Origin of the sequence: Paeniroseomonas aquatica, from assembly GCF_030409335.1 — a bacterium.
In the GTDB taxonomy this organism is placed as follows: domain Bacteria; phylum Pseudomonadota; class Alphaproteobacteria; order Acetobacterales; family Acetobacteraceae; genus Belnapia; species Belnapia aquatica.
Genome location: NZ_JAUFPN010000197.1, coordinates 120,986 through 145,332, shown reverse-complemented (window position 1 = coordinate 145,332; position 24,347 = coordinate 120,986). Strand labels below are relative to the sequence as shown.

Here is a 24,347-nt window from a genome sequence, read left to right as displayed (position 1 = left end):
CGCGTCATGCGCCGTATCGCCCCGACCGTCCCGCCCCTCGCCCTGCTCGCCGCCCTGCTGCTGCCCGTGCCGGAGGCGGCCGCGCAGTTCCGCGGCGGCGGCGGCGGCGGCATGGGCCCGCCGCCGACCGATGGCGCCGCCACACGGCCGCCGCCGGCCGCGCTGCCCGGCCTGCAGTACCGCCAGGCACCGGCCCCGATCCCGGCCGACCCGACCCAGAACCTGTCGCCGAACGCGGCGCTCTTTGATGCGATCAACCGCGGCGACCTGCCGGCGGCGCGGGAGGCGGTCGGCCGCGGCGCGGATATCGAGGCCCGCAACGTGCTCGGCCTGACCGCGGTGGACGCCGCCGTGGACCAGGGCCGCAACGAGATCATGTTCTTCGGGATCTCGGCCCGCGGCAGCAGCCGCCGCGGACCGCCCCCCGCGGCCGAGCCCGAGCCCCCCGCCCCGCCGCCGGGCCGCCGCAACGCCGCCGCCCGCCCGGCGACCGGGCCGCAGGCCGAGCGCAGCCTGCCGGCCGCGCCGCACCAGGTGGCCAATCCCCGGCTCTGGGCCGGGGATGGTGGCGCCCCCCAGCCGCAGATCGGTTTCCTCGGCTTCGATGCCGGCCGCCCGGAAGGCGCCCAGCCGCCGACCGCCTTCGCCCCCTCGCCGCGGCCCGGCCGCGCCGGCCGGGGCTGATGGACCTCAACCTCGCCGGCCGCGCTGCCGTCGTCAGCGGTGCCAGCCGCGGCATCGGCCTCGCCATCGCCCGGCGGCTGGCGGCGGAGGGCATGCGGGTGCTGCTGGTGGCACGCTCGGCCGAGGCGATCGAGGAGGCCGCCGCCGCCCTGCCCGGCTGCGCCGCCTTCGCCGCCGACCTGCGCCAGCCGGAGACCGCGGCCCAGGCGGTGGCCGAGGCGCTTGCCCGCTTCGGCCGGCTGGACCTTGTGGTGAACTGCGCCGGCGCCACCCAACGGGGCGACTTCGCCACGCTCGGCGACGAGGCCTGGGAAGATGGCTATGCGCTCAAGCTCTTCGGCGCCGTCCGGCTGACCCGCGCCGCCTGGCCGCACCTCCGCGCCACGGGCGGCAACGTCGTCATCATCGCCGGCGTCGGCGGCAAGGTGGCCCGCGCCGACTTCAGCATCGGCGGCTCGGTCAATGCGGCGCTGATGAACCTGACCAAGGCGCTGGCCGACAAGGGCGTGGCCGAGGGCGTGCGGGTCAACTGCATAAACCCCGGCAGCATCCGCACCGGCCGCCTCACCGGCCGCATCGCCACCGTCGCCGCCGAGCGCGGGCTGGACGACGAGGCGGCCGGCGCTGCGCTGGCCAGGGACACCGGCGTCGCCCGCTTCGGCGAGCCGGGCGAGATCGCCAGCATGGTCGCCTACCTCGCCAGCGACGAAGCCGGCTATGTCCAGGGCGCCATCCTCGACATCGACGGCGGCTGGGTGCGCTCGACCTGATGCCGGCCGGGGCATGCCGCGCCGGCTGAAGGATCGGGCCCGCGCGATCAGGCGGGACGCCCAGGCTCTCTGGCTGGCGGCACGCGACCCCCGGACCCCTCGCGGGCGAAGGCGCTCGCCCCGGGCATCGCGGCCTATGCCTTGTCGCCGATCGACCTGATCCCCGATTTCATCCCACTGCTCGGCCTGCGCGATGAAATCATCCTGTTGCCGCTGGCGATCATGCTGGCGGTGCGGCTGGTGCCGGCCGACCTCATGGCCGAGCACCGGGAGGCCGCCGCGCAGGCGGCGGGCCGGCCGGTCAGCCGCGCCGGCGCCGCCGCGGTCGTCGCCATCTGGCTCTCCGCTGCGGCCCGGCTGCTATGGTGGTTCTGGCCGCAGGCCGCGGGAGGCGGCCGACCCGGCGACAGCCATCGCGCGGACTGAACCCCGGCTCAGCCCCTGCCGGGCAGGGTCGCCAGCGCGGCCTGGAAGGCCTCCAGGGTCTGCGCCACGTCGCGCGCGTCGTGCGCCAGCGAGATGTAGTACTTGCTGTCGCCCTTCAGGATGCCGCTGGCCCGCAGGTGCTGGTTGACGTGCTTCTGCACCGCGGCATCGGCGCGCAGCGTGCCGCGGTAGTCGCGCACCGCCTCGGCGGTGAAGACCACGTCGAACAGCGGCGGCTCGCCGATCACCTGCGCCGGCACGCCCGCCTTGGCCAGCATCGCCGCCATCTCCCGCATCATCGTCCGGCCGGTCTCGAACACGCCCTCGTAGGCGCCGGGCCGCCGCAGCACCTCCATGGTCGCCAGCCCCGCCACCGCCGCCACCGGATTGCCCGAGAGCGTCCCCACCTGCATCAGGAAGCCGTCGTCGCCGACGATGCCGCGGTCGAAATGCGCCATGATGTCGGCCCGCCCGGCGATCGCCGCCAGGGCGAAGCCGCCGCCGATGATCTTGCCCAATGTGCAGAGATCGGGCGTCACGCCGTAGTAGGTCTGGGCGCCGCCATAGGCGAAGCGGAAACCGGTGACGACCTCGTCGAAGATCAGCGGGATGCCGTATTGCGTGGCGATGTCGCGCAGCCCCTGCAGGAAACCGGGCGCCGGCGGGATCAGCCGCTGGAAGGGCTCGACGATGATGGCGCCGAGTTCGTCGTGATGCTCGGCGATCAGGCTGCGCGCCGTCTCGAGGTCGTTGAAGGGGGCGACCAGCACCTCCTCCCGCACGGATTTCGGGATGCCGGCGCTGTCCGGCACCGCATTCGGGAAATTGGCCAGATGCTTCGGCGCCAGGCTCATCAGCCCCCAGTCGGACATGCCGTGGTAGCCGCCCTCGAATTTCAGGATGCGGTCGCGGCGGCGGAAGGCGCGGGCCACGCGCAGCGCGTACATGTCGGCCTCGGAGCCGCTGCTGACGAAGCGGACCTGCTCGGCGCAGGGCAGCGCCTCGACGATCTCCTCGGCCAGGCGGATGCCGTGCTCGTTGTTGGCGAAAAAGGTGGTGCCGAGCGGAATCTGCGCCTGCACCGCGGCGATCACCTCCGGATGGCCATGGCCGATGAACATCGGGCCGGAACCGAGCAGGTAGTCGACGTACTCGTTGCCCGAGACGTCCCAGACCCGCCCGCCGCGGCCCTCGCGCAGGATGATGTCCGAGGCGAAATTGCCGAAACCGCCGGCCGGCAGCACGCGCCGGGCGGTCTGCACCAGGGCCTGTTCGGTCTCGCTGCGGGCCATCACGTTCATCGGGCGAACTCCTGTGCTGCGGTGCGCCCAGCCTATGCCCCCGCCGCCACCGGGGCCAGCGGGCTGGGCCGGGTTCAGCCGCGGTGCGGGTCGTCCCGCGGCAGGATCGGCCGGATGTAGTCCCGCCCCTTCCACTCCGGCGCCAGCTGGCTGCCATCCTCGCGCGGCAGGTAGGGCGAGGCCGCCCCGCCCGCCAGATCCGGCACGTAGCGCGGGCAATTCGGGAAGATGTCCGTCACCGCCACCCGCACCAGCCGCCGCGCGCCCGGGATGGCGGCCAGCCGTGCCGCATCCTCGACCAGTGCCGCCCGGCCGCGCAGCCGCAGCCGCAGGGACCTGCCGTCGAAGGGGACGAAGAGCATGCCGATGCTCGGGCTCAGCCGGATGTTCCCCAGGCTGAGGTACATCGAATTGCCGTCATAGTCGGGAAACTCCAGCTCGGCCGGCCCGGTGACACGGACGAAGCCGGGCGGCCCGCCCTTGAAGCTGCAATCCACCGCGCCTTCCGCCGCGGTGGCGAGGAAGAAGAAGGGCGCCGTCGCGATGAGCGCGACATGCTCGGGCAGGAAGGCCTCGGCCCGGCGCCGCGCCTCGAGCGTATCGGCCACCCGGCGGCCGTCGTAGCGATCCTGCAATTCGCGGTTGCCGGCATGGAACAGGCGCGACATGGCAGCTCCCCGAGTGTTCGGCCAGCCTAGGCTGCGGCGCGGCCCCCTAGAGATCAAGTTCGGTACCGAGCGGCGACAGCAGGAACCCCGCCAGGCGCCCATCCGCCCCCGGCGCCGCGAACAGCAGGGCGCCGACCGGCATCCCGCCATCCATCCCCGCCCGCACCGTGGCGATGGGCCCGCCCAGCACCGTCAGGGGAATGACGAAGGAGGGGTCGCCCGTGGTTGCCGCCTCCGGCGCCACATCGGGCGCTGCCGGCACGAGCAGCACATCCTCCGGCCCGAAGGTGGCCCAGAACGCCTGCCGGTACCCCGCCAGCGCCCGCAGCCCGGCGTGGTACTCCGCCTCGGTCGTCGCCAGCCCCGCCTCGATATCCGCGGCGATCCGCGCGGAGACCAGGTGCCGCGGCGCCCGCGCATGGGTCCGCCCCAGCTCCGCCACCATCACCCCGCGATGCGTCTCCAGCATCGCCTGGAGGGGCACCGGGGAGGCCGCCCGCCGCACCGCCAGCCCCGCCGCCTCCAGCCGCGCCACCAGCCCCGCCACCGCACCCGCCGTGCCCGGCCGGGCCCTGTCCGCCACCATCGCATCCTCGAGCACGACGATCCGCGGCGTGACCGGCGCCGGAGCCCGCAGCCCGAGATGATCCGCCGCATAGCCCGCCGCGCAGAGGGCCGCATCCTGCGCCGAGCCGCCGAAGGCCCCGACCGTGTCGAAGGAAGGCGCCAGCGGCACCACCCCGACCCCGCCGATGGCGAGCGTCGAGGGCTTGAAGGCCCCGACGCCGGTATAGGCCGCCGGCCGGTTCACGCTGCCCGCCGTCTGCGTCCCCAGCGCCAGCGGCACCGTGCCCGAGGCAATGGCGGCCCCCGACCCGGCCGAGGAGCCGCCCGGCGTCCGCGTCAGGTCCCAGGGATTGCGCGTCGGCGGCAGCGAATTGAAATAGGCATATTCCGTGGTGTGGACCTTGCCGAGGATAACCGCCCCCGCGACCCGCAGATGCGCGACCACCGTCGCATCCGCCGTCGCCGGCGCGATCTCCGCCCGGCTCGGGCTATTCGCCCGCGTCGGCAGCCCGGCCACGTCGATCACATCCTTCACCGCGATGGGGATGCCATGCAGCGGCCCGCGCACCACCCCCGCCGCCCGCTCCGCATCCAGCGCCCGGGCGGTGGCCAGCGCCTCCTCGGCCAGCACATGCACCCAGGCCTGCACCTGGCCATCCACCGCCGCGATCCGCGCCAGGCAGCGCCGCACCAGCGCCTCCGCGGTCAAGGTCCCGGCGGCCATGGCCGCGGCCAGGTCGCGCACCCGCCCCGCATCCTCGATCAACCCGCCCATCCGCCGCCCTCCGTTCCGGCACGTGGTTTGCAATCCCCATGCCGAACAACAGCGGGAACGAGACCATGCCGGACATTTACGCGCAACGCGGCTATGGCAGCCGCCCCCTGGGTTTCGGCGGCAAGATCGGCGTCGTCGTCGTCGTCGATTTCCAGCGCGGCTTCGTCGACCCGGACTTCCCCATGGGCGGCGCGCCGATGGTGGAGGAGGCCGTCCGCGCCACCGTGCCCGTGATGGAGGCCGCCAGGCGCGCCGGCCTGCCGGTGATCGCCTGCGTCAACGGCTACGACAGCCCACGCGCCGCGCCGCATTGGAAGGTCGCCCCGGTGCTGGACCTGCTGGCCGGCACCGCCGCGGTCGAGCTTGACCCGCGCATCGCCGCCGCCGGGCCCGACGTGGTGCTGATGAAATCCGCCCCCTCGATCTTCTTCGCGACGCCAGCCGCCGCCATCCTGACCAGGGAGCGGGTGGATACCGTCATCGTCACCGGCTGCATCACCTCCGGCTGCGTCCGCGCCAGCATCAACGATGCCTTCTCCCTCGGCTTTCGCGTCATGGTGCCGCATGATTGCGTCGGCGACCACGACCAGGCCGCGCATGACCAGAACCTCAAGGATGTCGAGCGGCGCTATGCCGACGTCATCGACGGGGCCACGGCCATCGCCGCGATCGAGCGCTGGGGCCGCGCCAACGACAAGGGATAGGAACGATGCCCAAGGAAATCCTCTGCGCCTTCAGCATCCATTGCGATGCGGTGGCCGGATGGCTCGGCAGCTACATGGGCGAGGACAGCCCGGGCGACATCAGCCGCGGCGTCTTCGCCGCCGAGGTCGGCATGCCCCGCCTGCTAAAGCTGTTCAGCCGCTTCGGCCTGAAGCAGAGCTTCTTCATCCCCGGCCATACCATCGAGAGCTTCCCTCGCCAGACCGACATGGTGGTGGAGGCCGGCCACGAGATCGGCCTGCACGGCTACAGCCACGAGAACCCCCTCGCCCTGTCCCGCGAACAGGAGGAGGCGATCTTCGACCGCTGCATCGGGCTGATCCAGAAGCACTGGGGCCGCCGCCCGGTCGGCTATATCGCCCCCTGGTGGGAGGTGAGCGAGGCCAGCATGGAGATCCTGCTCGCCCAGGGCATCCGCTACGACCACAGCCTGATGCACCACGACTGCATCCCCTACTACGTCCGCACCGGCGACCAATGGACGCCCATCGATTACGCCAAGCCGGCCGAGAGCTGGATGCACCCCTTCACTAAGGGCACCGAGACGGATCTGGTCGAGATCCCCGCCGGCTGGCACCTCGACGACCTGCCGCCGATGATGTTCGTGAAGAAATTTCCTAACAGCCACGGCTATGTCGCGCCGCAGGTGATGGAGGGGATCTGGCGCGACCATTTCGATTACGTCTACCGCGAGCACGACTATGCCGTGGTGCCCATCGCCATCCACCCGGATGTCTCAGGACGGCCGCAGGTGCTGCTCGCGCTTGAGCGGCTGATCGCCCACATGATGAAACACCCCGGCGTGCGCTTCGTCACGCTGGAGGAGATGGCGGAGGACTTCCGCCGGCGCGTCCCTAGGCCAGCGGCCCGATGACCGCAGGGCCACTTGGCCCGAAGGTCTGGATCGGTACGCCCTACAAAAGCGCCGTAGCGATCGCCTGCCACTCCGCCTCCAGCGTCCCCGCCGGCACCGGCTTGCCGGCGCGCCGGTACCAGTAGCCGGCGTTGGACAGGTCGCCCTCCTTGCGGTGCAGATAGGCATGCACCCAGGCGCTGGTGGCATCCTCGCCGGCCTGCGCCGCTTCATGCGCCGCGGCCCAGTCGCCGCGGGCATCCCACCACAGCGCCAGCAGCGGCGGAGCCAGGGTCGGCGGCGGACCCTCGGCCCGCGCCAGTTCATCGGGGGTCATCCCAGCAGCTTAGCCGCAGCGCGTCGCCGCGCAATGGCCACGCCGAGGAAGCTGAGCCCAATCACCGCCACCGAGACCCCGGTCGTCACCGTCCCCAGCGCATAGATCTCCGGCGTCGTCACCGTGCTGGTCAGCCCCTGCAGCTCCAGCGGCAGGGTATTGAGGTCGCCCAGCGCCTGGGAGGACCGGGCGATCTCGTCCCAGGACAGGGTGAAGCCGAAGAGCGCCACGCCCACCAGGCTCGGCGCCACCAGCGGCAGCACCACATGCCGGAACACCTGCCAGGGCGAGGCGCCGAGGTCCCGCGCCGCCTCCTCCAGCTCCCCGGGGAAGCGGTTGAAGACCGCGAACATGATCAGCAGTCCGAAGGGCAGGGTCCAGGTGAGATGCGCCCCGAGCCCCGAGGTGAAGAGCCCCATCGCGGAGTTGTAGCCCTCCGCGAGCCAGGCGAGCTCATGCGCCTCGGCATAGGCCTTCACCGCATCGTCGATCAGCCGGAATTCCAGCGCGATGCCGAGCGAGACCACGATTGAGGGCACGATCAGGCTGGCGATGGTCAGGTTGAACAGCAGGTCCTGCCCCGGGAACCGCCGGCGGAAGGCATAGCCCGCCAGCAGCGAGATCACCGTCGTCAGCACCATCACCACCAGCCCGAGCCAGGCCGAGCGGCGGAAGGAGGCCCAGATGTCGATCACCCCGGTCCCGCGCCACAGCGTCTCGAACCAATGCGTGGACAGGCCGCGCAGCGGGAAGGTCAGCCCACCCTCCGGCCCCTGGAAGGACAGCACGAAGATGGTCAGCGTCGGCCCGTAAAGGAACACGACGAAAAGCGTGAAGATCGCCGCCAGCACCCAGAAGGACAGCGGCCGCCGGGTCTCGTCCATCACAGCTCCCGCCGGATATCGATCAGCTTCGTCATCGCCGCGATGACCAGCAGCACCAGCCCGAGCAGCACCACCGCCTGCGCCGCCGCGGCCGGGAACTGCAGGTAGGACATCTGCACCTGGATGATCTTGCCGATGGAGGCGATCTGCTGCCCGCCCATCACCCCGATGGTCACGAAATCCCCCATCACCAGCACGATGACGAAAATCGAGCCGATGACGAGCCCCGGCTTGGTCAGCGGCACCACCACATGCCACAGCGTCTGCCAGCCGGAGGCCCCCGCATCCTGCGCCGCCTCCAGCAGCCGCCGGTCGATCCGCATCATGCTGTTGAAGACCGGCACCACCACGAACAGCGTGTAGAGATGCACGAAGGCCAGCACGACCGAGAAATCCGAGAACAGCAGCCAGTCCTGCGGCGCATCCACGACGCCGCTGCCGACCAGCGCCTGGTTCACCAGCCCCTCCCGCCCCAGCAAGGGCAGCCAGGAGATCATGCGGATGACGTTGGAGGTGAGGAAGGGCGCCGTGCAGACCAGGAACAGCGCCATCCGCACGGTGTCCGAGCGCACATGGAAGGCGAGGAAATAGGAGACGGTGAAGCCCAGCACCAGCGTGCACAGCCAGACCAGCCCGCACAGCCGGAGCGTCGAGATATAGGTGCGAAAGGTGGTGCAGAGCCCATCCGAGAGGTTGCCGCAGCCCTCGAACATCTCGGCGTAATTCCGCGAGGTCACGTCCGGCACCAGAGAGTATTCGGTGTAGTTCCACAGGCTGACCACCGCGGTCGCCACCAGCGGGAAGACGAAGAACAGCAGCAGCACCAGCGCCAGCGGCGCCGCCTGCAGCAGCGGCGCCCAGTCGCGCCGCTGCGTCATCCTGTCCTGCATCACAAGGTCAGGCGGCGATGAACTCATTCCATTTCCTGACCATGTAGTCGTTCTCGTCCATCACGGCGTTCCAGCAGGCGACGGCGCCCATCCGCGCCTCGTAGCTGCCGCCGTCGCGCACCGCGCCGGCCTTCTCCAGCACCGTGCCGTCGGGGGCCTTGATATCCTGCGCCGCCGGCTTGCCGAGCATCCAGAAGTCCCACTCATAGGCTTCCATGCTCTTCTGCGCCGTGGACAGCACGGCAGAGTAGTAGCCCTGCCGGTTCAGGTAGGCCCCGGCCCAGCCGGAGAGGAACCAGTTGATGAAGTCGTAGGTCGCATCCAGCTTCCGCCCCGTCAGCGTCTTCGGGATGCCGAAGCCGGCCGCCCAGGCGCGGTAGCCTTCCTTCAGCGGCTGGTAGGTGCAGGGGATGCCGCGGCTCCGCACCGCCGTCACCGCCGGCGACCACATGGACTGGATGACCGTCTCGCCCGAGGCCATCAGGTTGACGCTCTCGTTGAAGTCCTTCCAGAAGGCGCGGAACTGCCCGGCCCGCTTGGCCTCGGTCAGCACCTTCATGGTCAGGTCGATCTCGGCCCGGGTCATGTTGCCCTTGTCGGCGTATTTGTGCTGGCCGGTCGCCTCGACCACCATCGCCGCGTCCATGATGCCGATGCTCGGGATGTTCAGCAGGCTGGCCTTGCCCTTGAACTCCGGGTTCAACAGCTCCGCCCAGGAGGTGATCGGGCGGTTGATCTTGTCCGGCCGGATGCCGAGCGTATCGGCGTTGTAGGTCGTCGGGATCAGGGTCAGCCACTGGGTCGGGCTGGTGGCGAAACTCTTGCCGTTCTGCGTCGGCAGGTAGCTGACCTTCATCGGCGCGGTGCCCTGGTCGCCGATCTTCTTCCCCGCGATCTCGCCCTTGGTGAAGACCGGGGTGATCTCGTCGACCAGCTTGATCCGCCGCGCATCCATGCCCTGCAGGTTGCCCGAGGGGATGATCTTCTTCAGCATCCAGTATTCGCTGTCGAGCACGTCGAAGCTGTTCGGCTGGGTCACCGCGCGCCGCACCACGTCGTCCGAGGTGACCGGGACGTATTCCAGGGTAATCCCGAGGTCTTCCTTGACCTTGTCCTTGATCTCCTTGGATTGGTTCACCGCGGTGCCGACATAGCGCAGGGTCACCGCGCCCTGCGCATGCACCGCCGGCGCCGCCAGCCCGGCCGCGGCAAGACCTGCCGCGCCCTGCAGAAGCTGGCGACGGCCAGCGCGAATTGTCGTGTCCATGCCTGGATTCTCCTTGTCCGTCACGCCGCTGCCGCCAGATGGCGGACGTCGACCTCATCCCAGCCGAGCCCTGCGTCCTGCCCGGCCTCCCATGGCTGTGCCCGCAGCGCCGCCTCGCTCAGCAGGGCCTGCCATTCCTCGCCCCGCGGCCCCGCCAGGGCCACGGCGAAGCCCGTTCCGGTGTATTCGATGCCGCGGATGGTCGCCGCCACCGCCCCCTCGGCCACCGGCAGCAGCCGCGTGCGGTCGGTGCGCACCGCGACCAGGCCACCCGGCAGGCCGATGACATTGTGCCCGCCCATGAAGCGCGCCGCGAAGGCGGTGCGCGGGGAATCGAAGACCTCGAGCGGCGTGCCCTGCTGCTCGATCCGCCCATCCCGCATCAGCACCACCAGGTCGGCCAGCGCCAGCGCCTCGTCCTGGGAATGGGTCACGTGCACGAAGGTGATCCCGAGCTCGCGCTGGAAGCGCTTCAGCTCCGCCCGCACCCGGCCGCGCAGGAAGGGATCGAGCGCCGAGAGCGGCTCGTCCAGCAGCAGGGCCGAGGGATTGGTCACCAGCGCCCGGGCCAGCGCCACGCGCTGCTGCTGCCCGCCGGAGAGCTGCGCCGGCAGCCGGTCCGCCAGCGCCTCCAGCTCCACCAGCGCCAGCATCCGCCGCGCCTTGGCATGACGCTCGGCCTTGGCCACGCCGCGCATGCGCAGGCTGAAGGCCACGTTGTCGAGACAGCTCAAATGCGGGAACAGCGCATAGCTCTGGAACATCATCGCGGTGCCGCGCTGCGCCGGCGGCAGCCCGCTCACCTCGTGGTTGTCGAGCAGGATGTCGCCGCTGCTCTGCCGCTCATGCCCGGCGAGCATCCGCAGGCTGGTGGTCTTGCCGCAGCCGGAGGGGCCGAGCAGGCAGCAATAGGTCCCGGCCGGGATCTTCAGCTCAAGCGCATCGACCGCGACCGAGCCGCCGAAGCGCTTGGTCACCCTGATGAACTCGATGGCGCCGCGGCTGGCGCCGCGCAGGGTGCTGGTATCGGGCAGGCTCGCTTCCCTCCGGGGCGCTGATGGAAGCGGGAGCCTGCGGCAGAAGGCGGCCCCGCTTCAAGCGCCGACGGCAGCGCTTGGCGCCCCTGCCGCACCGAAACCGCCCATCGAACGGGCGCCCTGACCAATAGCGCGGCAGTCAGGCCAGTGCCGGCACCATGCGCGCGGCCGCGGACACCCCGGGCGACCGCCTGCCATCCGCCTGCAGGGTGCCGCCGCGGACCACGCCGGCTGCCGTGTCGCCCCAATAGGTCTCGAATCCGGGCGGCAGCGCCCGGCTGCCCGGCATGGCCAGCCAGAGCCGCAGCAGTAGCCGCTCCTGCCCCGCCGCGGCGTCGTTCTCGTAAGCGGTGCGGCCGTGGTAGACGACATGGTTGTTCAGCAGCTGGATGTCGCCCGGAGCGAAGGGCGCATGCAGGCAGCTCGCCTCGGCGATCTCGGCCAGCAGGTCCAGCGCCTCGTCCTGGGCCGCGGTCAGCCGGGGGATGCCCGGGTCCTCCTGCGCCTGCTCGACGAAGGTGCGGGAATACTGGCTGGTCAGCTGGCCGTCCCGCAGCCCGAAGACCGGCAGGGCGACGAAGCGGCCGAGCTTCGCAGCCTCGATATCCTCCGCCCGGCGCCGCCAGTAGGGCTGGAACAGCAGCTCCAGCAAATCGGGCCGGCGGCGCAGCATCTCGTTGTGGATGGTCTTGATGCTCGCCAGCTTGCTGATGCCGCCGGCCTTGCTGTTGCGCGCGGCCAGCAGCGCGATGACGTCGCAGCGGTCGGTGTGGAAGCGCAGCGGCCCGGTCGAGCGGGCCCGGGCGCGGGAGTCGAGCACCTTGCCCGGCGCCGGCATCGTGCCGCCCTCGTCGCGGACCGCGCCCATGATCTCGCCCTGGCTGTTCTGGTAGAGCGCCACGCCGAGATGCGCGCCGATCCCCCAGAAGATCCGCCGCAACGCGGCCTCGTCGTACCGCTCGACGTCCAGGCCCTGCAGCCGCACGGCGCCGCAGCCCGTCTCCAGCTCCCCGGCCACCTCCGCCAGCAGCGTCGCGGTGCGGTCGAGCGGGAAATCCGCCCGGCCGAAGCCGGTCTCCGGCAGCCCCGCCGCCGTCACCGCCGCCAGCGCCGCGGCGATCTCGGCCCGGTGGCCGTCGTCGAAGGCGCGCAGCCATTGCCCGCTGCGCTCCAGCTTGGCGCCGGTCCAGGCGCCGGGGAGCGGGGTGCGGCTCATGCCACGGTCTCCCCCGCCTGCTGCCGGTGGGCGAAATTGGTCTGATTCAGCTTCCGCCGATGGTCGAGGTAGCGCAGCGGCGCGTATTTCGCCGGCTCCGTCTCGCTCACGCAGCTCGGCACCGGGGTGATGACCGCGTCGTTGCCCGGGCCGAAGAAGAAGGGGATGGCGTAGCGCATCTGGTTGCTCGCATTCACCACCCGGTGCGGCGTCGGCGCGAAGCGGTCGTTGGAATAGCGGCCGAGCATCTCGGCGGTATTCACGACGAAGGTCCCGGGGATCGCCGGCGGCCGCAGCCAGGTCCCTTCCCGCGTCCGCACCTCGAGGCCCGGCAGCGCCGATTGCGCCAGGAAGGTGATGAAATTCGTGTCGATATGCGGGGCGAAGCCGAAGCGGTTGTCCTCCGCCTCCGGCTGCGGCTGGTAGCGGATCAGCCGCAGGGTGCAGCTCGGGTCGGTGAAGTCCTCGGCGAAGTAGTCGGGCGCCAGGCCCAGCGCCACGGCGAAGGCCGGCAGCATCCGCTGCGCCAGCGCCTGCATGGCGGTGTAGTAGGCCATCGTCGCCTCCCGGAAGCCCGGCAGCCCCGGCGGCCAGCGGTTCAGCCCGATGAAGGGCTTGCCCGCGACGATGTCGGGATCGTCCGCCGCATAGTCGCGGGAGATGTAAAAGCTCTCGTTCAGGTTCGGCTTGGTGTTGTGGTTGACCGTGGAGGTCCGGATCACCTGCGCCCCGGTCGGCAGGAAGCCGAGGTTCAGCATCCCCACCTTCAGCGCCAGCTTCTCCTCCTCCGGCAGCGCGAAGAAGCGGGCGGCGGCCTCGAAGCAGCCATCCGCCAGCGCCTGCGGCACGCCGTGGTTGGCGAGCACGAGGAAGCCGGTGTCCCGGCAGCTCCGGGCGATGCTGGCGGCCAGGGCATCCATCGCCCCCGGCACCCCCTCCAGCATCGGCCCCACATCCAGCACCGGGATCCGGCCCTCGACGGTCTGGTTCATGCGACGAACTCCCGCGCTACGGCGGCACAGTCCAGCACGCCCGGCGCCGGACGGCCAGGGATCCCGGTTGACCGCTGGGCGGCCGGGCAGGACAGTCCCGCCACCATCGGGCGGGGACGACAATGCGGCTGATCGATCTGGCGCGGGTGATCCGCAGCAAGAATGCCGGGCCCTTGCACCTGACGCTCGACATCCTCTTCGCCGATGCCGCCGGCTACGACCGCGCGGCGCGATCCCCGGCGCTCGCCGCCCCCGCCATCGCCAGCCTCTACGGCGTCGATCCCGCGACCGTCGCGGTCATCCCCTTCCCCGCCGCCCATGCCCTCAAGGTGGTGCTGGACCGGCCGATCGTCGCCGGCTCGCCGGGCGACGCGGATGTCTACGGCGCCCAGCAGCACCGCCCCCTGCTCGGCGTCATCCTGTGAGCGTCGTCGGCAGGCTGCTCGACCGCCGCCTCGGACCCGGCCAGCCGCTCCGCGTCCTCTCGGCCTCCGGCCAGCTCGGCAACGGCATCCCCGAGGCGGCGCTGCAGGCCGGGCTCGCGCGCGAGCCGCATGTCATCGGCTGCGACATGGGCTCCATCGACCCCGGCCCCTACTACCTCGGCGCCGGCCGCATGGCGACCTCGCCCGCCATCACCCGGCGCGACCTGCGGCTGGCCATCCTCGGCGCCCGCCAGGCCCGGGTACCGGTGCTGATCGGCACCGCCGGCACCGCCGGCGCCGCGCCGCATGTCGCGGCCACGCTCGACCTCATCCGCGGCATCGTGCGGGAGGCCGGCATCAGCCTCCGCATCGCCGTCATCCACGCCGACATGGACCGCGCCTGGCTGAAGGCGATGGCGGCCGCCGACCGCATCCGCGCCATAGGTGCGATCGGTGCGCTGACCGCGGCGGAGATCGACGGCGCCGCCCATATCGTGGGCCAGATGGGCACCGAGGCCTTCCTCCGCGCCCTGGCGATGGAGCCCGACGTCATCCTCGCCGGCCGCGCCTGCGACACCGCCGTCTTCGCCGCCGTCCCCCTGCTGCTCGGCTACCCCGCCGGCCCGGCGACGCACATGGCCAAGATCATCGAATGCACCTCGCTCTGCTGCACCCCCGGCGGCCGCGACGCCATGCTCGGCACGCTGCATGGCGACCACTTCGACCTCGAGAGCATGAACCCCGCCCGCGCCGCCACGCCGCTGACCGTCGCCGCCCATAGCCTGTATGAACAGGCGGACCCGCTGCACGTCCAGGAACCCGCCGGCACCCTCAACGTCGCCGCCGCCCGCTTCGAGGCGCTCGACGACCGCCGCGTCCGCGTCCACGGCGCCACCTGGACCCCGGCCACCCAGCCCAGCATCAAGATCGAGGGCAGCAGCTGGATCGGCGAGCGCGCCGTCCTGCTCGCCGCCACCTGCGACCCCCGGGTGATCGAACACCATGCCGGCATCACCGAGGGCGTCCGCCGCATCGTCGCCGAGATCATGCCGGGCGAGACCTACGACCTCCGCTTCCGCGCCTATGGCAGCGGCGCCACCAGCCTCTTCCCCGGCGCCGCCCCCATGCCGACCCCCGGCGAGCTGTTCTTCCTGGTCGAATGCATCGCCGCGACCGCAGAACTGGCCAAGGCCGTGGTCGGCGTCGCCAAGCAGAACCTGCTGCATTTCGGCTTCCCGGGCCGGCTCTCGACCGGCGGCAACATCGCCTTCCCCTTCACCCCGCCGGAAATCCCCGCCGGCCCGGCCTATCGCTTCAGCGCCTACCACATCGCCGACTGCGACGACCTCGCCAGCGCCTTCCCCATCACCCTGGAAACCCTGCGTTGATCGATCCGCCCGCCGGCTACCTCCGCCTGCCCGACCACGCCCTGCCCGTCTTCAACAGCCTCGTCGGCCCCTTCTGGCTGAAGCCGGAGGGCGAGGGCATCGCCTATGGCTTCCGGGTCGAGCTGCGCCACTGCAACCCGGTCGAGCTCTGCCATGGCGGCATGCTGGTCGCCTTCGCCGATATCGTCCTGACCGGCGGCTGCAACCACGTCGCCGGGCTCAGCCGCTTCCTCACCACCATCACCCTGGCGACCGATTTCATCGCCCCCGCCCGCATCGGCACCTGGCTGGAGGCGCGGCCGGAGGTGCTGAAGGTCACCCGGAGCATGGTCTTCGGCCAATGCCTGGTCCTTGCAGATGGCGAACCCGTGCTGCGCGCCAGCGGCACCTTCCGCTATACCGGCGAACCCGACCCCCGCTTCGACCGCATCCGCCGCCTGCTCGCGGCCCATAATCTCGAGGAAACAAAGCCATGAACGCCCCTGTCTCCACCACGGATACCCCCGACTGGACCCGCTACGTCGCCGGCGCCATAGTCGAGACCTTCGCTGACGCCACCCTGGTCGCCGGCGCCCGCACCCCCTTCGTCGACTTCAATGGGGCGCTCTCCGCCATCTCGCCCACCGACCTCGGCATCCACGCCGCCCGCGCCGCCATCGCCCGCGCCGAGATCGACCCCGCCCGCCTCGGCCTGACGGTCGCCGGCAATTGCATCCAGGCGAGCTTCGACAGCCTGTTCTTCGCCCGCCACATCGGCCTCTACGCCGGGATGCGCGACGACAAGCCGGCGCATGGCGTCCAGCGCCTCTGCACCACCGGCTTCGAGGCCATCGCCCAGGGCGCCCGCGCCACCAGCAGCGGCCAGGCGGAAGCGGCGCTCTGCGTCGGCACCGAGAGCATGAGCCGCGCCCCGGTCGCCAGCTTCACCAGCCGCGGCGGCTTCGGCCTGGGCCAGGTCGAGTTCAAGGACTTCCTTTGGGAGGCGCTGTTCGACACCGGCTGCGCCACCGCCATGGGCGGCACCGCCGAGAACCTCGCCCGCCTGCACCACGTGACCCGGGAGGAGGTGGATGCCTATGCCGCCGCCAGCTTCACCCGCGCCCTCGAGGCCGTCGCCGCCGGCCGCTTCGCCGAGGAGATCGCCCCGGTGGTCGAGGCGACCTACGAGGGCCCCGGCCTCAAGACCCGCAAGCTGAAGCTGCCGCGCAAGGTCACCGAGGTCGCCCAGGACAGCCACATCCGCCCGACCCCGATCGAGACCCTGGCCAAGCTCGCCCCGGTCTTCGGCGGGGTGCAGACCGGCGGCAACAGCAGCGCCATCGTCGACGGCGCCGCCGCGGTCATCCTCACCACCGCGAAGGTCGCGGCCGAGGGCGGCGGCACCAGGCTCGGCCGCATCACCGCCGCCTCGGTCGCCGGCGTCCCCGGCGATGTCATGGGCATCGGCCCGGTGCCCGCCGTGCTGGCGCTGCTGGGCAGGCTCAACCTGACCGCCGCCGACATTGACCTGTTCGAGATCAACGAGGCCTTCGGCGCCCAGGCGGAATCGGTCCGCCGCGTGCTCGGCGTGCCGCACGACCGCTTCAACGTGAACGGCGGCGCCATCGCCTTCGGCCATCCGCTGGCCGCGACCGGCATCCGCTGCGTCCTCTCGGTGGCGATGGAGCTGAAGCGCCGCGGGCTGAAGCGCGGCATCGCCGGCGCCTGCGCCGGCGGCGGCCAGGGCATGGCGGTGCTGGTGGAGGTCGATTGAACGACTTCTCCCGCCGCTTCCTCGTCCATTGGAACGACTGCGACCCCGCGCGCATCGTCTTCCACGCCAATTTCATCCGCTGGATGGACGAGGGCTTCACCGACATGACCCGGGCCTGCGGCGTCGACTTCGTTGCGCTTGCGGAGGCCGACCCCTGCTTCCGCGGCGCCCCGCTGGTCGATGTCCACTGCGCCTTCCGGGCACCGGCGCGTTTCGGCGACATGCTGGACCACCGCATCGCCCCGCCGGAGTTCGGCGCCGGCCGCGCCTTCGTACTGCGCCACCGCTTCCTGCTGCCCGATGGGCGGCTGGCGGCGGAGGGCGAGCAGACCCGCATCTGGGGCCACGACGCCGGCGAGGGCCTCCGCGCCGTGCCGATGCCGGCCGCTATCGCGGCGCGGTTGGGGGCCGCGGGCTGACCCGCAGAGCCAGGGCGGCGGCCAGCAGTGCCGCCGCCGTCACCCCATAGACCAGCGCGGCCGGGACCAGCGGCAGCAGCACCCCGGCCACCAGCGGCCCCGCCCCGGCGCCGAGGTCCCGCCAGGTCGCCAGCCGCGCCAGCGCCGGCACCCGCCCCGGCCCCGGATGCATCGCCGCCACCACCGGCGCCGGCAGCGGCTGCAGCAGCCCGCGCAGCAGCACCACCGCCAGCGCGCCCACCCAGAGCGCCCCGCCGCCCAGGCCGATCAACGCCAGCCCCGCCGCCGAGGCGCAGGACAGCAGCACCAGCATCCGGAGCGCCCCATACCGCTCCGCCAGCATCCCCCCCGCCGGCCCGAGCGCGATCTCCGAGGCATAGCGCAGGGCCAGGGCCCCACCCGCCGCCAGCGCCGCCCCCTGCACCGCGACGCCGCCGACGGCACCACCCAGCGCCGCCGATGCCAGCACCGCCAGGCCGAGGACGAAGACCCCATCCAGCGCCATGCCCTGCACGAAGGACCAGACATCGATCCGCGCCGGCAGGCCGAAGCGCGGCGCCCCCCGCACCGGGTCCCCCTGCCCCGCCGGCAGCCGCAGGGCGAAGGGCAGCCCCAGCAGCGCCACCCCGGCCAGCAGCAGGAAGACGACGTGCGGCCCCCAGGCCTCGGCGATCAGCGCGCCGCCGATCAGCCCGACCATCGGCCCGCAGGCGATGATGGCGCGGGACCGCCCGCTGCGGCGCGCCGCCCCCTCCGGCAGCGCCGTCGCCAGCGCCTGGGTCGCGATGTTCATCACCGCGAAGGACAGGCCCCAGACCAGCCGCGCCGCCAGCAGCCACCAGATCCCGGGCAGCAGCGCATAGCCGAGCGACGAGGCCGCCGCCCCCAGCACCGCCACCACGCAGGCATGGCGCGGCCCGCTTCGCTCGTAGCTGCGGGCGACCCAGCCATAGCCGATGATGCGCACCAGCCGGTTGGCCGCCAGCAGCAGCCCCGCCTCGGCGAAGCTGACGCCGAAGGCCGCCGCATGCAGCGGCAACAGCAGGTACAGCACGGTATCGGTCGGCAGGGTCAGCCCGAGGGTGAGCGAGGCGTCGCGGGAGGCGCGGTCGGCGCCGTCGGGATCCGGTGTGTGCATCGGACCAGGCTGCTCGCTGCCAGACCATTAGACAACCGGATGACAAAGCAAGTGGTGGAATTGGAAACGGGCCCGACGCCTCCCGGCGTCGGGCCCGTCCCTGCCGGCCTATTCCGGCCGGATCAGCCCTTCACATCCATCGCCTGGCGCAACCCGTCACTCAGCAGGTTGAAGCAGATGGAGGTGACGAAGATGCAGGCGCCCGGCAGCACCGCGACCCAGGGCTGCACATAGATCGCCGTGCGCAGCGTGTTCAGCATCAGCCCCCATTCCGGCTCCGGCGGCTTGGTGCCGAGGCCGAGGAAGCTGAGGCCCGAGGAGAGGATCATGCAGACCGAGATCAGCCCCGTCGCATAGACGAAGATCGGCCCCAGCACGTTGCCCAGCACATGCACCCGCACGATGGTGAAGCCCGAGGCGCCCGAGGCCCGCGCCGCATCGACGAAGTCGAGGTTGCGCACCCCCTGCGTCACGCTCTCGGCCACCCGGATGATCTGCGGGATGAAGACCAGGGTCAGCGCCAGGATGGCATTGAAGATGCCCGCGCCCAGCGCGCCCGAGATGGCGACCGCCAGCAGCACGGAGGGGAAGGCGTAGAAGATGTCGGTGGTCCGCATGATCGCCATGTTGACCTTGCCGCCCATGAAGCCGGCGGTGACGCCGAGCGTCGTGCCGATGACGAAGGCGAAGATCACCGGCACGATGCCCATGAACCAGGACAGCCGCCCGCCGTAGAGCAGCCGGGTGACGATATCCCGCCCCAGCTCATCCGTCCCCAGCGGGTAGCCGAGCGTGCCGATGCCGCGCAGGCGCCGGATCATGCTGCCCTGGTAGGGGTCGTGCGGCGCGATCAGCGGCGCGAAGACGATCGCCAGCAGCATCAGCAGCAGCAGCGCGCCGCAGACGATGGTGACCGGGTCCCGCCGCACGCGCTTGAAGACGCCGGCCCAGTAGCCGAGGGACTTCGTCTCGGCCTGGCGGGACTGGACCGCGAGTTCGGCTTCCGCAGCCGTCGGAGTTGTCGCTGTACTCATCGCTCAGGCCCTCCTCAGGCGCGCTTTATCCGGGGATCGAGGGCGGTCTGCACGAGGTCGACCAGCAGGTTCAGCGCGACGAAGAACATCGCCAGCACCAGGATGGTCCCCTGCAGCACCGGCAGGTCGCGCTGGAAGATGGCGCTGTTCAGCAGCAGCCCCGTCCCCGGCCAGGAGAAGACCGTCTCCACCAGGATCGACCCGCCCATGAGGTAGCCGAGCTGCAGCCCCATGACGGCCAGCGCATTCGGCGCCGCGTTCTTCACCACGTGGAAGAAGACGCCCGAGCGCGTCAGCCCCTTGCCGCGCAGCGCGGTGATGAACTCCTGGTTCATGATCTCGGCCACGATGCCGCGCACGGTGCGCGTCACGATGCCCATCGGGATGACCGAGAGCGTCACCGCCGGCAGCACGAGGTGCTTCATGTGGTCCCAGTCCCAGGCCCAGTCGGAGGAGCCGCCCGGCCCCGCCCCCATCGCCGGCAGCCAGTTGAGCTGCACCGAGAAGATCACCACCATCACCATGCCGAGCCAGTAGTGCGGCACCGAGACGCCGGCCACCGCCACGCCCACCGCCGTCCGGTCGATGAAGGTGCCGCGGAAGGTCCCCGCCAGCCCCCCCAGCACGCAGCCCAGGATGAAGCCGAGCGAGGAGGCGGTAAAGGCCAGGGTCAGGGTATTGGCGATCGCCGTCCGCAAATCCGACCACACTGGCCGCCCGGTCGCCAGCGACCGCCCGAGGTCGCCCACCACCACCTTCGACAGCCAGAGCGCGAATTGCACCGGCAGCGGCTTGTCGAGGCCGTAGTCCTTGCGCACCTGCTCGACCACGTCGGCCGGCGCATCCGGCGGGACGATGGCGTTGATCGGGTCGCCCGGCGCGATCTGCACCAGCATGAAGCAGACGAAGCCCACCGCCAGCGCAATGGGGATCGCATAGACGATGCGCCGCAGCAGATAGAGGATCATGCGATCATCCCAATCGGGTTACTGGACATAAGGCAGCCGCAGGTCGACGAACCAGCTCTGCGGCTGGACATAGCCGCGAATGCGCGGCGTCATCGCCCGTGGCGAGACGTCATGCGCGATCCAGATGAACAGCGCCTCGTCCACCCCGGCCGCGTGCAGCTTCGCCAATGCCGCATCGCGCGCCGCGGGGTCGAAGGTGCTGCGCGCCTCGCGGATCATCGCGTCGAAGCGCGGGTCGCTGAAATGGCCCCAGTTGTTCGAGACCGGCGGCGCCATCCGGCTGTCCCAGAAGCGGACCATGGCGAAGAAGGGGTCCATGGCGGCGAAGGACACATTGGTCGCATGCGCGCCGCGCGCCGAGGCCGCCTGGCAGCCCTGCCGCCAGTTGGTGAACAGCGTGTTCCAGTCCACCACGTCGAACTCGATGTTGACGCCGACCTGCTTCAGGTCCTGCTGCAGGAACTCGTTCATCGGCAGCGGCTGCATCTGGCCGGAGCCGGAGGCGCTGATCTGGATTTTCAGCGTCAGCGGCCGCTGCGCGGTGTAGCCCGCCTCGGCCAGCAGGCGCCGCGCCTCGGCCTTGTCGGTGCGGATCTGGAAGCTCGGGTTGCCCCACCAGGGATGCCCCGGCGCCACGGTGCCCACGGGGGCCACCATGAAGCCGCCGAGCAGCTGCTTCAGCCCCTCGCGGTCGATGGCGAGGTTCAGCGCCTTCCGCACCCGGACATCGGCCATGGGGTTGCCGGCGGTGAAGCAGGGCTGCCAGGGCCAGACATGCGGCTGCAGGTTCTGGGTGATGACCATCTGCCGGCTGCGGAGCTGCGGCACGGTATCGGGCGCCGGCGCCTCGATCCAGTCGACCTGGCCCGAGAGCAGCGCCGCGGTGCGGGCATTGGCCTCCGGGATCGGCAGCAGCACGATGCGGTCGGCCTTCGCCTTGGTGCCCCAATAGGCGTCGTTGCGGACCATCTCCACCCGCTCGCGCGCGACGAAGCGGGTCAGCTTGAAGGGGCCGGTGCCGGCGGGCTCGCGGGCGAAGGTGTTCCAGGCGGTCTCGGCATTGGGGCTGGCGGCGCGGTGCTTCTCCCACTGGGTGGGGCTCGCCATGAAGAGGTTGGTCAGGTTGATCGGCAGCAGGCTGTCCGGCTCGCTGGTGATCAGCGCCACGGTGAGGTCGTCGATCTTCTCGGCCCGGCGCAGCGCCGGCATGCGCGTCGCGGTCAGCCCGACCTGGCGCGGGTCGTAGTGCGGCGCCTCGCGGTCCAGCACCTTCCGCACGTTCCAGACCACCGCATCGGCGTTGAAGGGGCTGCCGTCGTGGAAGACGACGCCCGGGCGCAGCCTGAAGACCCAGCGGGTCTTGTCCGCCGCGTCCACCGCCCATTCGGTGGCGAGGCCCGGGATGACGGCGGAGGGGCGGTCGGCGGCCGAGAGGTCCCAGGCGGTCAGCGCGTCGTACAGCGGGATGCCGGTGAAGCGGTTGCCCTCGAAGCCCTGGTCCGGCTGGCCATGGGTGAGCGGGATATCGGCCGCGGTCATGCCGATGCGGATGGTCCCCTGGGCATGGGCCGGGCCGGCCAGCAGCGCCAGCAGGCCGCAGGCCGCCAGCAGGCGGCGGCCCGGCGTCGGGGCGCCCGTGGCGGTGGCACGTGTCGTCATGGCGGAGGCAGGCATGGCGGTTTCTTCCCGGCAGGCGGAGGGGTGGCGGGCCGCAGGTTGGCAAGGCCCGTGCCATCCGCCGCCGCGGCCGCCGGGCGACCCCCGGCACGGGCCCGGGCCGGCCGGGCCGGGCCGGACCTGCCCAGCCACCTGCCCAGCCACCGGGCAGCCTGCCTCCCTTCCAGGCTGTTCCCGGGCCACCGCCGCGGCTTAGCCCCGCCTTAAGCCCTCCCCCGGCAGAATGCCGGCCTCGGAGCGGGTGGGCATGGCAGGCAAGGGCAAGAACGCGGGCGTCACCATCGTCATCAAGCGGGAGGAAGGCGGTGAGGCCGGGCACCATGGCGGCGCCTGGAAGGTCGCCTATGCCGATTTCGTCACCGCCATGATGGCCTTCTTCCTGCTGATGTGGCTGCTCAACGCCACCTCGGAGGAACAGCGCCGCGGCCTGGCCGACTACTTCTCCCCGAGCAACGTGCTGGCCCGCGCCGCCTCCGGCAGCGGCCAGCCCTTCGGCGGCCGCACCCCGAATTCCGAAGGCACCGCCGTCTCCGACGAGGGCGCCATCCGGGTGGAGCGCGGCCCCGCCCCGGTCCGGCTCGACCTCGACGAGGAGGGCGAGGCCCCGCCCGAGGGCCAGGCCGACCCCGGCCGCCCGCCGGCCGAGGCCACCTCCGCACCCGCCGCCCTGCCCCCCTCCCCCGGGACCGAGGCCGCGGCCCAGCCCGGCCAGCCCGCCGAACTGAACCCCGCCGCCATCCCCGACGGCGAGCTCCGCGCCGAGCTGGCCCGGCGTGAGCGCCAGGCCTTCGACCGCGCCGCCGAGGATATCCGCGCCGCGGTCCGCGACGACCCGGCCCTGGCCGAGCTCGCCCGCCAGCTGGTGGTGGAGCAGGTGCCGGAGGGGCTGCGCATCCAGCTGCTCGATGCCGAGCGCCGGCCGATGTTCCCGATCGGCGGCACCGCCCCGAACGAGCGCGCCCGGGCGCTGCTGCAGAAGGTGATCGGCATCGCCGCCCGCCTGCCCAATGCCCTGGCAATCGCCGGCCATACCGACGCGACGCCCTTCCGCGGCCAGGACCGCAGCAACTGGGAACTCTCGGCCGACCGCGCCAATGCGGTCCGCCGCATCATGGTCGAGGGCGGCATCGCCGAGGGCCGGCTCAGCAGCGTCACCGGCCATGCCGACCGCAGCCTGCTGCTGCCGGACGAGCCCACCAACCCGGCCAACCGCCGCGTCGCCATCACCCTGCTGCGCGCCCTGCCGGAGAGCGCCGCCCCATGACCACGATCGGCGGCCTGGTCTTCCTGCTGGGCTGCGTCTTCGGCGGCTATGTCATGGCCGGCGGCAAGTTCGACATCATCCTGCATTCGCTGCCGCACGAGATGATCACCATCGGCGGCGCGGCGATCGGCGCCTTCGTCATGTCGAACAGCGTGCACGACATCAAGCACGTGCTCGGCGGCTTCGGCAAGATCGTCAAGGGCTGCCGCTTCCACAAGCACGAATACGTCGAGCTGCTGACCCTGCTCTACTACTTCGTCCGGCTCGCCCAGTCGAAGGGCGCCATGGCGCTCGAGCCGCACATCGAGAAGCCGGAGGAGAGCGCCGCCTTCCAGAAATTCCCCAAGATCGCCAAGGACAAGGCCGCGACGCTGATGATCTGCGACTACCTGCGGATGGTGGGCATGAACGCCGACGACCCGCACCAGATCGAGGACATCATGTCGAAGGAGCTGAAGAAGGTCGCGGTCGAGGAGATGCACGCCTCGCACGCGCTGCAGGCCATCGCCGACGCGCTGCCGGCGCTCGGCATCGTCGCCGCCGTGCTCGGCGTCATCAAGACCATGGCCAGCATCGACCAGCCGCCCTCGGTCCTCGGCGGCATGATCGGCGGCGCCCTGGTCGGCACCTTCCTCGGCATCCTGCTCGCCTACGGCATGATGGGCCCCATGGCCGCGCGGCTGAAGGGCGTGGTCGACGAGGACTGCAAATTCTACGAGGTCATCCGCGCCGTCATCGTCTCCCACCTGCACGGCAACGCCCCGCAGGTCGCGGTCGAGGCCGGGCGCAAGGCGGCGCCCAGCCACTCCATGCCGAGCTTCCAGGAGCTCGAGGCGGCGCTGCAGGACATCCAGATCTGAGGCCGCTTGACGCGCCCGCCGCCGCCCGGCA

The 24,347-nt window shown here is 71.5% G+C and carries 26 protein-coding genes; 12 read left to right on the top strand and 14 right to left on the bottom strand.

Going from position 1 to position 24,347, the window contains the following annotated elements:
* The first annotated feature begins 6 nt into the window (after positions 1-6).
* The 3 genes from QWZ14_RS25850 to QWZ14_RS25840 all read left to right on the top strand — a co-directional run bounded on the left by QWZ14_RS25850 (position 7) and on the right by QWZ14_RS25840 (position 1,880).
* The gene (locus QWZ14_RS25850; RefSeq protein ID WP_290319886.1) at positions 7-684 is read left to right on the top strand and encodes an ankyrin repeat domain-containing protein; all 678 of its coding nucleotides are present in this window, start codon (positions 7-9) and stop codon (positions 682-684) included.
* Positions 684-1,454 (top strand): SDR family oxidoreductase, encoded by a 771-nt coding sequence (locus tag QWZ14_RS25845; RefSeq protein ID WP_290319885.1) that lies wholly within the window; start codon positions 684-686, stop codon positions 1,452-1,454. Before QWZ14_RS25850 ends, QWZ14_RS25845 begins: the two co-directional genes overlap by 1 nt.
* Before the next feature lie 141 nt (positions 1,455-1,595).
* Entirely contained in the window at positions 1,596-1,880 is a 285-nt protein-coding gene (locus QWZ14_RS25840) for a YkvA family protein (RefSeq protein ID WP_290319884.1), read from the top strand.
* Positions 1,881-1,888: 8 nt separating this feature from the next.
* Here the strand turns inward: QWZ14_RS25840 and QWZ14_RS25835 are convergent, their stop codons facing one another.
* The 3 genes from QWZ14_RS25835 to QWZ14_RS25825 form a co-directional block, all read right to left on the bottom strand.
* Entirely contained in the window at positions 1,889-3,181 is a 1,293-nt protein-coding gene (locus QWZ14_RS25835; protein ID WP_290319883.1) for an aspartate aminotransferase family protein, read from the bottom strand.
* Between the two features lie 74 nt (positions 3,182-3,255).
* Positions 3,256-3,849 carry a pyridoxamine 5'-phosphate oxidase family protein gene (locus QWZ14_RS25830; RefSeq protein WP_290319882.1) on the bottom strand — a complete coding sequence of 198 codons (594 nt, stop codon included), beginning with the start codon at positions 3,847-3,849 and terminating at the stop codon, positions 3,256-3,258.
* 46 nt (positions 3,850-3,895) lie between these two features.
* Positions 3,896-5,191: an amidase gene (locus tag QWZ14_RS25825; protein ID WP_290319881.1), complete on the bottom strand. Its 1,296-nt coding sequence runs from the start codon at positions 5,189-5,191 to the stop codon at positions 3,896-3,898.
* 65 nt (positions 5,192-5,256) lie between these two features.
* Between QWZ14_RS25825 and QWZ14_RS25820 the strand changes: the two genes are divergently transcribed.
* Complete coding sequence (locus QWZ14_RS25820) at positions 5,257-5,895, top strand: isochorismatase family protein (protein ID WP_290319880.1); 639 nt, start codon at positions 5,257-5,259, stop codon at positions 5,893-5,895.
* A 5-nt stretch (positions 5,896-5,900) separates the two neighbouring features.
* Positions 5,901-6,788, top strand: coding sequence for a polysaccharide deacetylase family protein (locus tag QWZ14_RS25815; protein WP_290319879.1), 888 nt, complete (start codon positions 5,901-5,903; stop codon positions 6,786-6,788).
* 40 nt (positions 6,789-6,828) lie between these two features.
* On the opposite strand, the gene QWZ14_RS25810 is transcribed toward QWZ14_RS25815, so the two are convergent.
* The 7 genes from QWZ14_RS25810 to QWZ14_RS25780 form a co-directional block, all read right to left on the bottom strand.
* Positions 6,829-7,104, bottom strand: a complete 276-nt coding sequence (locus QWZ14_RS25810) for a hypothetical protein (RefSeq protein ID WP_290319878.1) — start codon at positions 7,102-7,104, stop codon at positions 6,829-6,831.
* The gene (locus tag QWZ14_RS25805; protein ID WP_290319877.1) at positions 7,101-7,988 is read right to left on the bottom strand and encodes an ABC transporter permease; all 888 of its coding nucleotides are present in this window, start codon (positions 7,986-7,988) and stop codon (positions 7,101-7,103) included. The genes QWZ14_RS25810 and QWZ14_RS25805 overlap by 4 nt, the downstream gene beginning before the upstream one ends.
* A complete protein-coding gene (locus tag QWZ14_RS25800; RefSeq protein ID WP_290319876.1) occupies positions 7,988-8,905 on the bottom strand; it encodes an ABC transporter permease in 918 nt (305 codons plus the stop codon). Before QWZ14_RS25800 ends, QWZ14_RS25805 begins: the two co-directional genes overlap by 1 nt.
* A complete protein-coding gene (locus QWZ14_RS25795) occupies positions 8,886-10,145 on the bottom strand; it encodes an ABC transporter substrate-binding protein (protein WP_290319875.1) in 1,260 nt (419 codons plus the stop codon). Before QWZ14_RS25795 ends, QWZ14_RS25800 begins: the two co-directional genes overlap by 20 nt.
* A 20-nt stretch (positions 10,146-10,165) precedes the next feature.
* Positions 10,166-11,122 (bottom strand): ABC transporter ATP-binding protein, encoded by a 957-nt coding sequence (locus tag QWZ14_RS25790; RefSeq protein ID WP_290319873.1) that lies wholly within the window; start codon positions 11,120-11,122, stop codon positions 10,166-10,168.
* 199 nt (positions 11,123-11,321) lie between these two features.
* On the bottom strand, positions 11,322-12,398 hold the full coding sequence (locus QWZ14_RS25785; protein ID WP_290319872.1) for a TauD/TfdA family dioxygenase: 1,077 nt from the start codon (positions 12,396-12,398) through the stop codon (positions 11,322-11,324).
* A complete protein-coding gene (locus QWZ14_RS25780; protein WP_290319871.1) occupies positions 12,395-13,390 on the bottom strand; it encodes an isopenicillin N synthase family dioxygenase in 996 nt (331 codons plus the stop codon). The genes QWZ14_RS25785 and QWZ14_RS25780 overlap by 4 nt, the downstream gene beginning before the upstream one ends.
* Before the next feature lie 122 nt (positions 13,391-13,512).
* Between QWZ14_RS25780 and QWZ14_RS25775 the strand changes: the two genes are divergently transcribed.
* Genes QWZ14_RS25775 through QWZ14_RS25755 form a run of 5 tightly spaced genes read left to right on the top strand, consistent with a single transcriptional unit; the run spans position 13,513 to position 17,375 of the window.
* A complete protein-coding gene (locus QWZ14_RS25775) occupies positions 13,513-13,815 on the top strand; it encodes a DUF4387 domain-containing protein (protein WP_290319870.1) in 303 nt (100 codons plus the stop codon).
* Positions 13,812-15,203 carry an acyclic terpene utilization AtuA family protein gene (locus tag QWZ14_RS25770; protein WP_290319869.1) on the top strand — a complete coding sequence of 464 codons (1,392 nt, stop codon included), beginning with the start codon at positions 13,812-13,814 and terminating at the stop codon, positions 15,201-15,203. Before QWZ14_RS25775 ends, QWZ14_RS25770 begins: the two co-directional genes overlap by 4 nt.
* Positions 15,200-15,679 carry a PaaI family thioesterase gene (locus QWZ14_RS25765; protein ID WP_290319868.1) on the top strand — a complete coding sequence of 160 codons (480 nt, stop codon included), beginning with the start codon at positions 15,200-15,202 and terminating at the stop codon, positions 15,677-15,679. The genes QWZ14_RS25770 and QWZ14_RS25765 overlap by 4 nt, the downstream gene beginning before the upstream one ends.
* A complete protein-coding gene (locus QWZ14_RS25760) occupies positions 15,676-16,956 on the top strand; it encodes a thiolase family protein (protein ID WP_290319867.1) in 1,281 nt (426 codons plus the stop codon). The genes QWZ14_RS25765 and QWZ14_RS25760 overlap by 4 nt, the downstream gene beginning before the upstream one ends.
* Positions 16,953-17,375 carry an acyl-CoA thioesterase gene (locus tag QWZ14_RS25755; RefSeq protein ID WP_290319866.1) on the top strand — a complete coding sequence of 141 codons (423 nt, stop codon included), beginning with the start codon at positions 16,953-16,955 and terminating at the stop codon, positions 17,373-17,375. The genes QWZ14_RS25760 and QWZ14_RS25755 overlap by 4 nt, the downstream gene beginning before the upstream one ends.
* On the opposite strand, the gene QWZ14_RS25750 is transcribed toward QWZ14_RS25755, so the two are convergent.
* The 4 genes from QWZ14_RS25750 to QWZ14_RS25735 all read right to left on the bottom strand — a co-directional run bounded on the left by QWZ14_RS25750 (position 17,344) and on the right by QWZ14_RS25735 (position 22,189).
* Positions 17,344-18,513, bottom strand: coding sequence for an MFS transporter (locus QWZ14_RS25750; RefSeq protein ID WP_290319865.1), 1,170 nt, complete (start codon positions 18,511-18,513; stop codon positions 17,344-17,346). The genes QWZ14_RS25755 and QWZ14_RS25750 overlap by 32 nt on opposite strands.
* 122 nt (positions 18,514-18,635) lie before the next feature.
* Positions 18,636-19,547, bottom strand: coding sequence for an ABC transporter permease (locus QWZ14_RS25745; protein ID WP_290319864.1), 912 nt, complete (start codon positions 19,545-19,547; stop codon positions 18,636-18,638).
* A gap of 14 nt (positions 19,548-19,561) precedes the next feature.
* Positions 19,562-20,515, bottom strand: coding sequence for an ABC transporter permease (locus QWZ14_RS25740; RefSeq protein ID WP_290319863.1), 954 nt, complete (start codon positions 20,513-20,515; stop codon positions 19,562-19,564).
* 18 nt (positions 20,516-20,533) lie between these two features.
* Positions 20,534-22,189 carry an ABC transporter substrate-binding protein gene (locus QWZ14_RS25735; RefSeq protein WP_290319862.1) on the bottom strand — a complete coding sequence of 552 codons (1,656 nt, stop codon included), beginning with the start codon at positions 22,187-22,189 and terminating at the stop codon, positions 20,534-20,536.
* Positions 22,190-22,439: 250 nt separating this feature from the next.
* Here QWZ14_RS25735 and QWZ14_RS25730 point away from each other — a divergent pair, with 250 nt between their 5' ends.
* Positions 22,440-23,456, top strand: coding sequence for a flagellar motor protein MotB (locus QWZ14_RS25730; protein ID WP_290319861.1), 1,017 nt, complete (start codon positions 22,440-22,442; stop codon positions 23,454-23,456).
* Positions 23,453-24,316 carry a flagellar motor stator protein MotA gene (motA, locus tag QWZ14_RS25725; protein ID WP_290319860.1) on the top strand — a complete coding sequence of 288 codons (864 nt, stop codon included), beginning with the start codon at positions 23,453-23,455 and terminating at the stop codon, positions 24,314-24,316. Before QWZ14_RS25730 ends, motA begins: the two co-directional genes overlap by 4 nt.
* Positions 24,317-24,347: the final 31 nt, after the last annotated feature.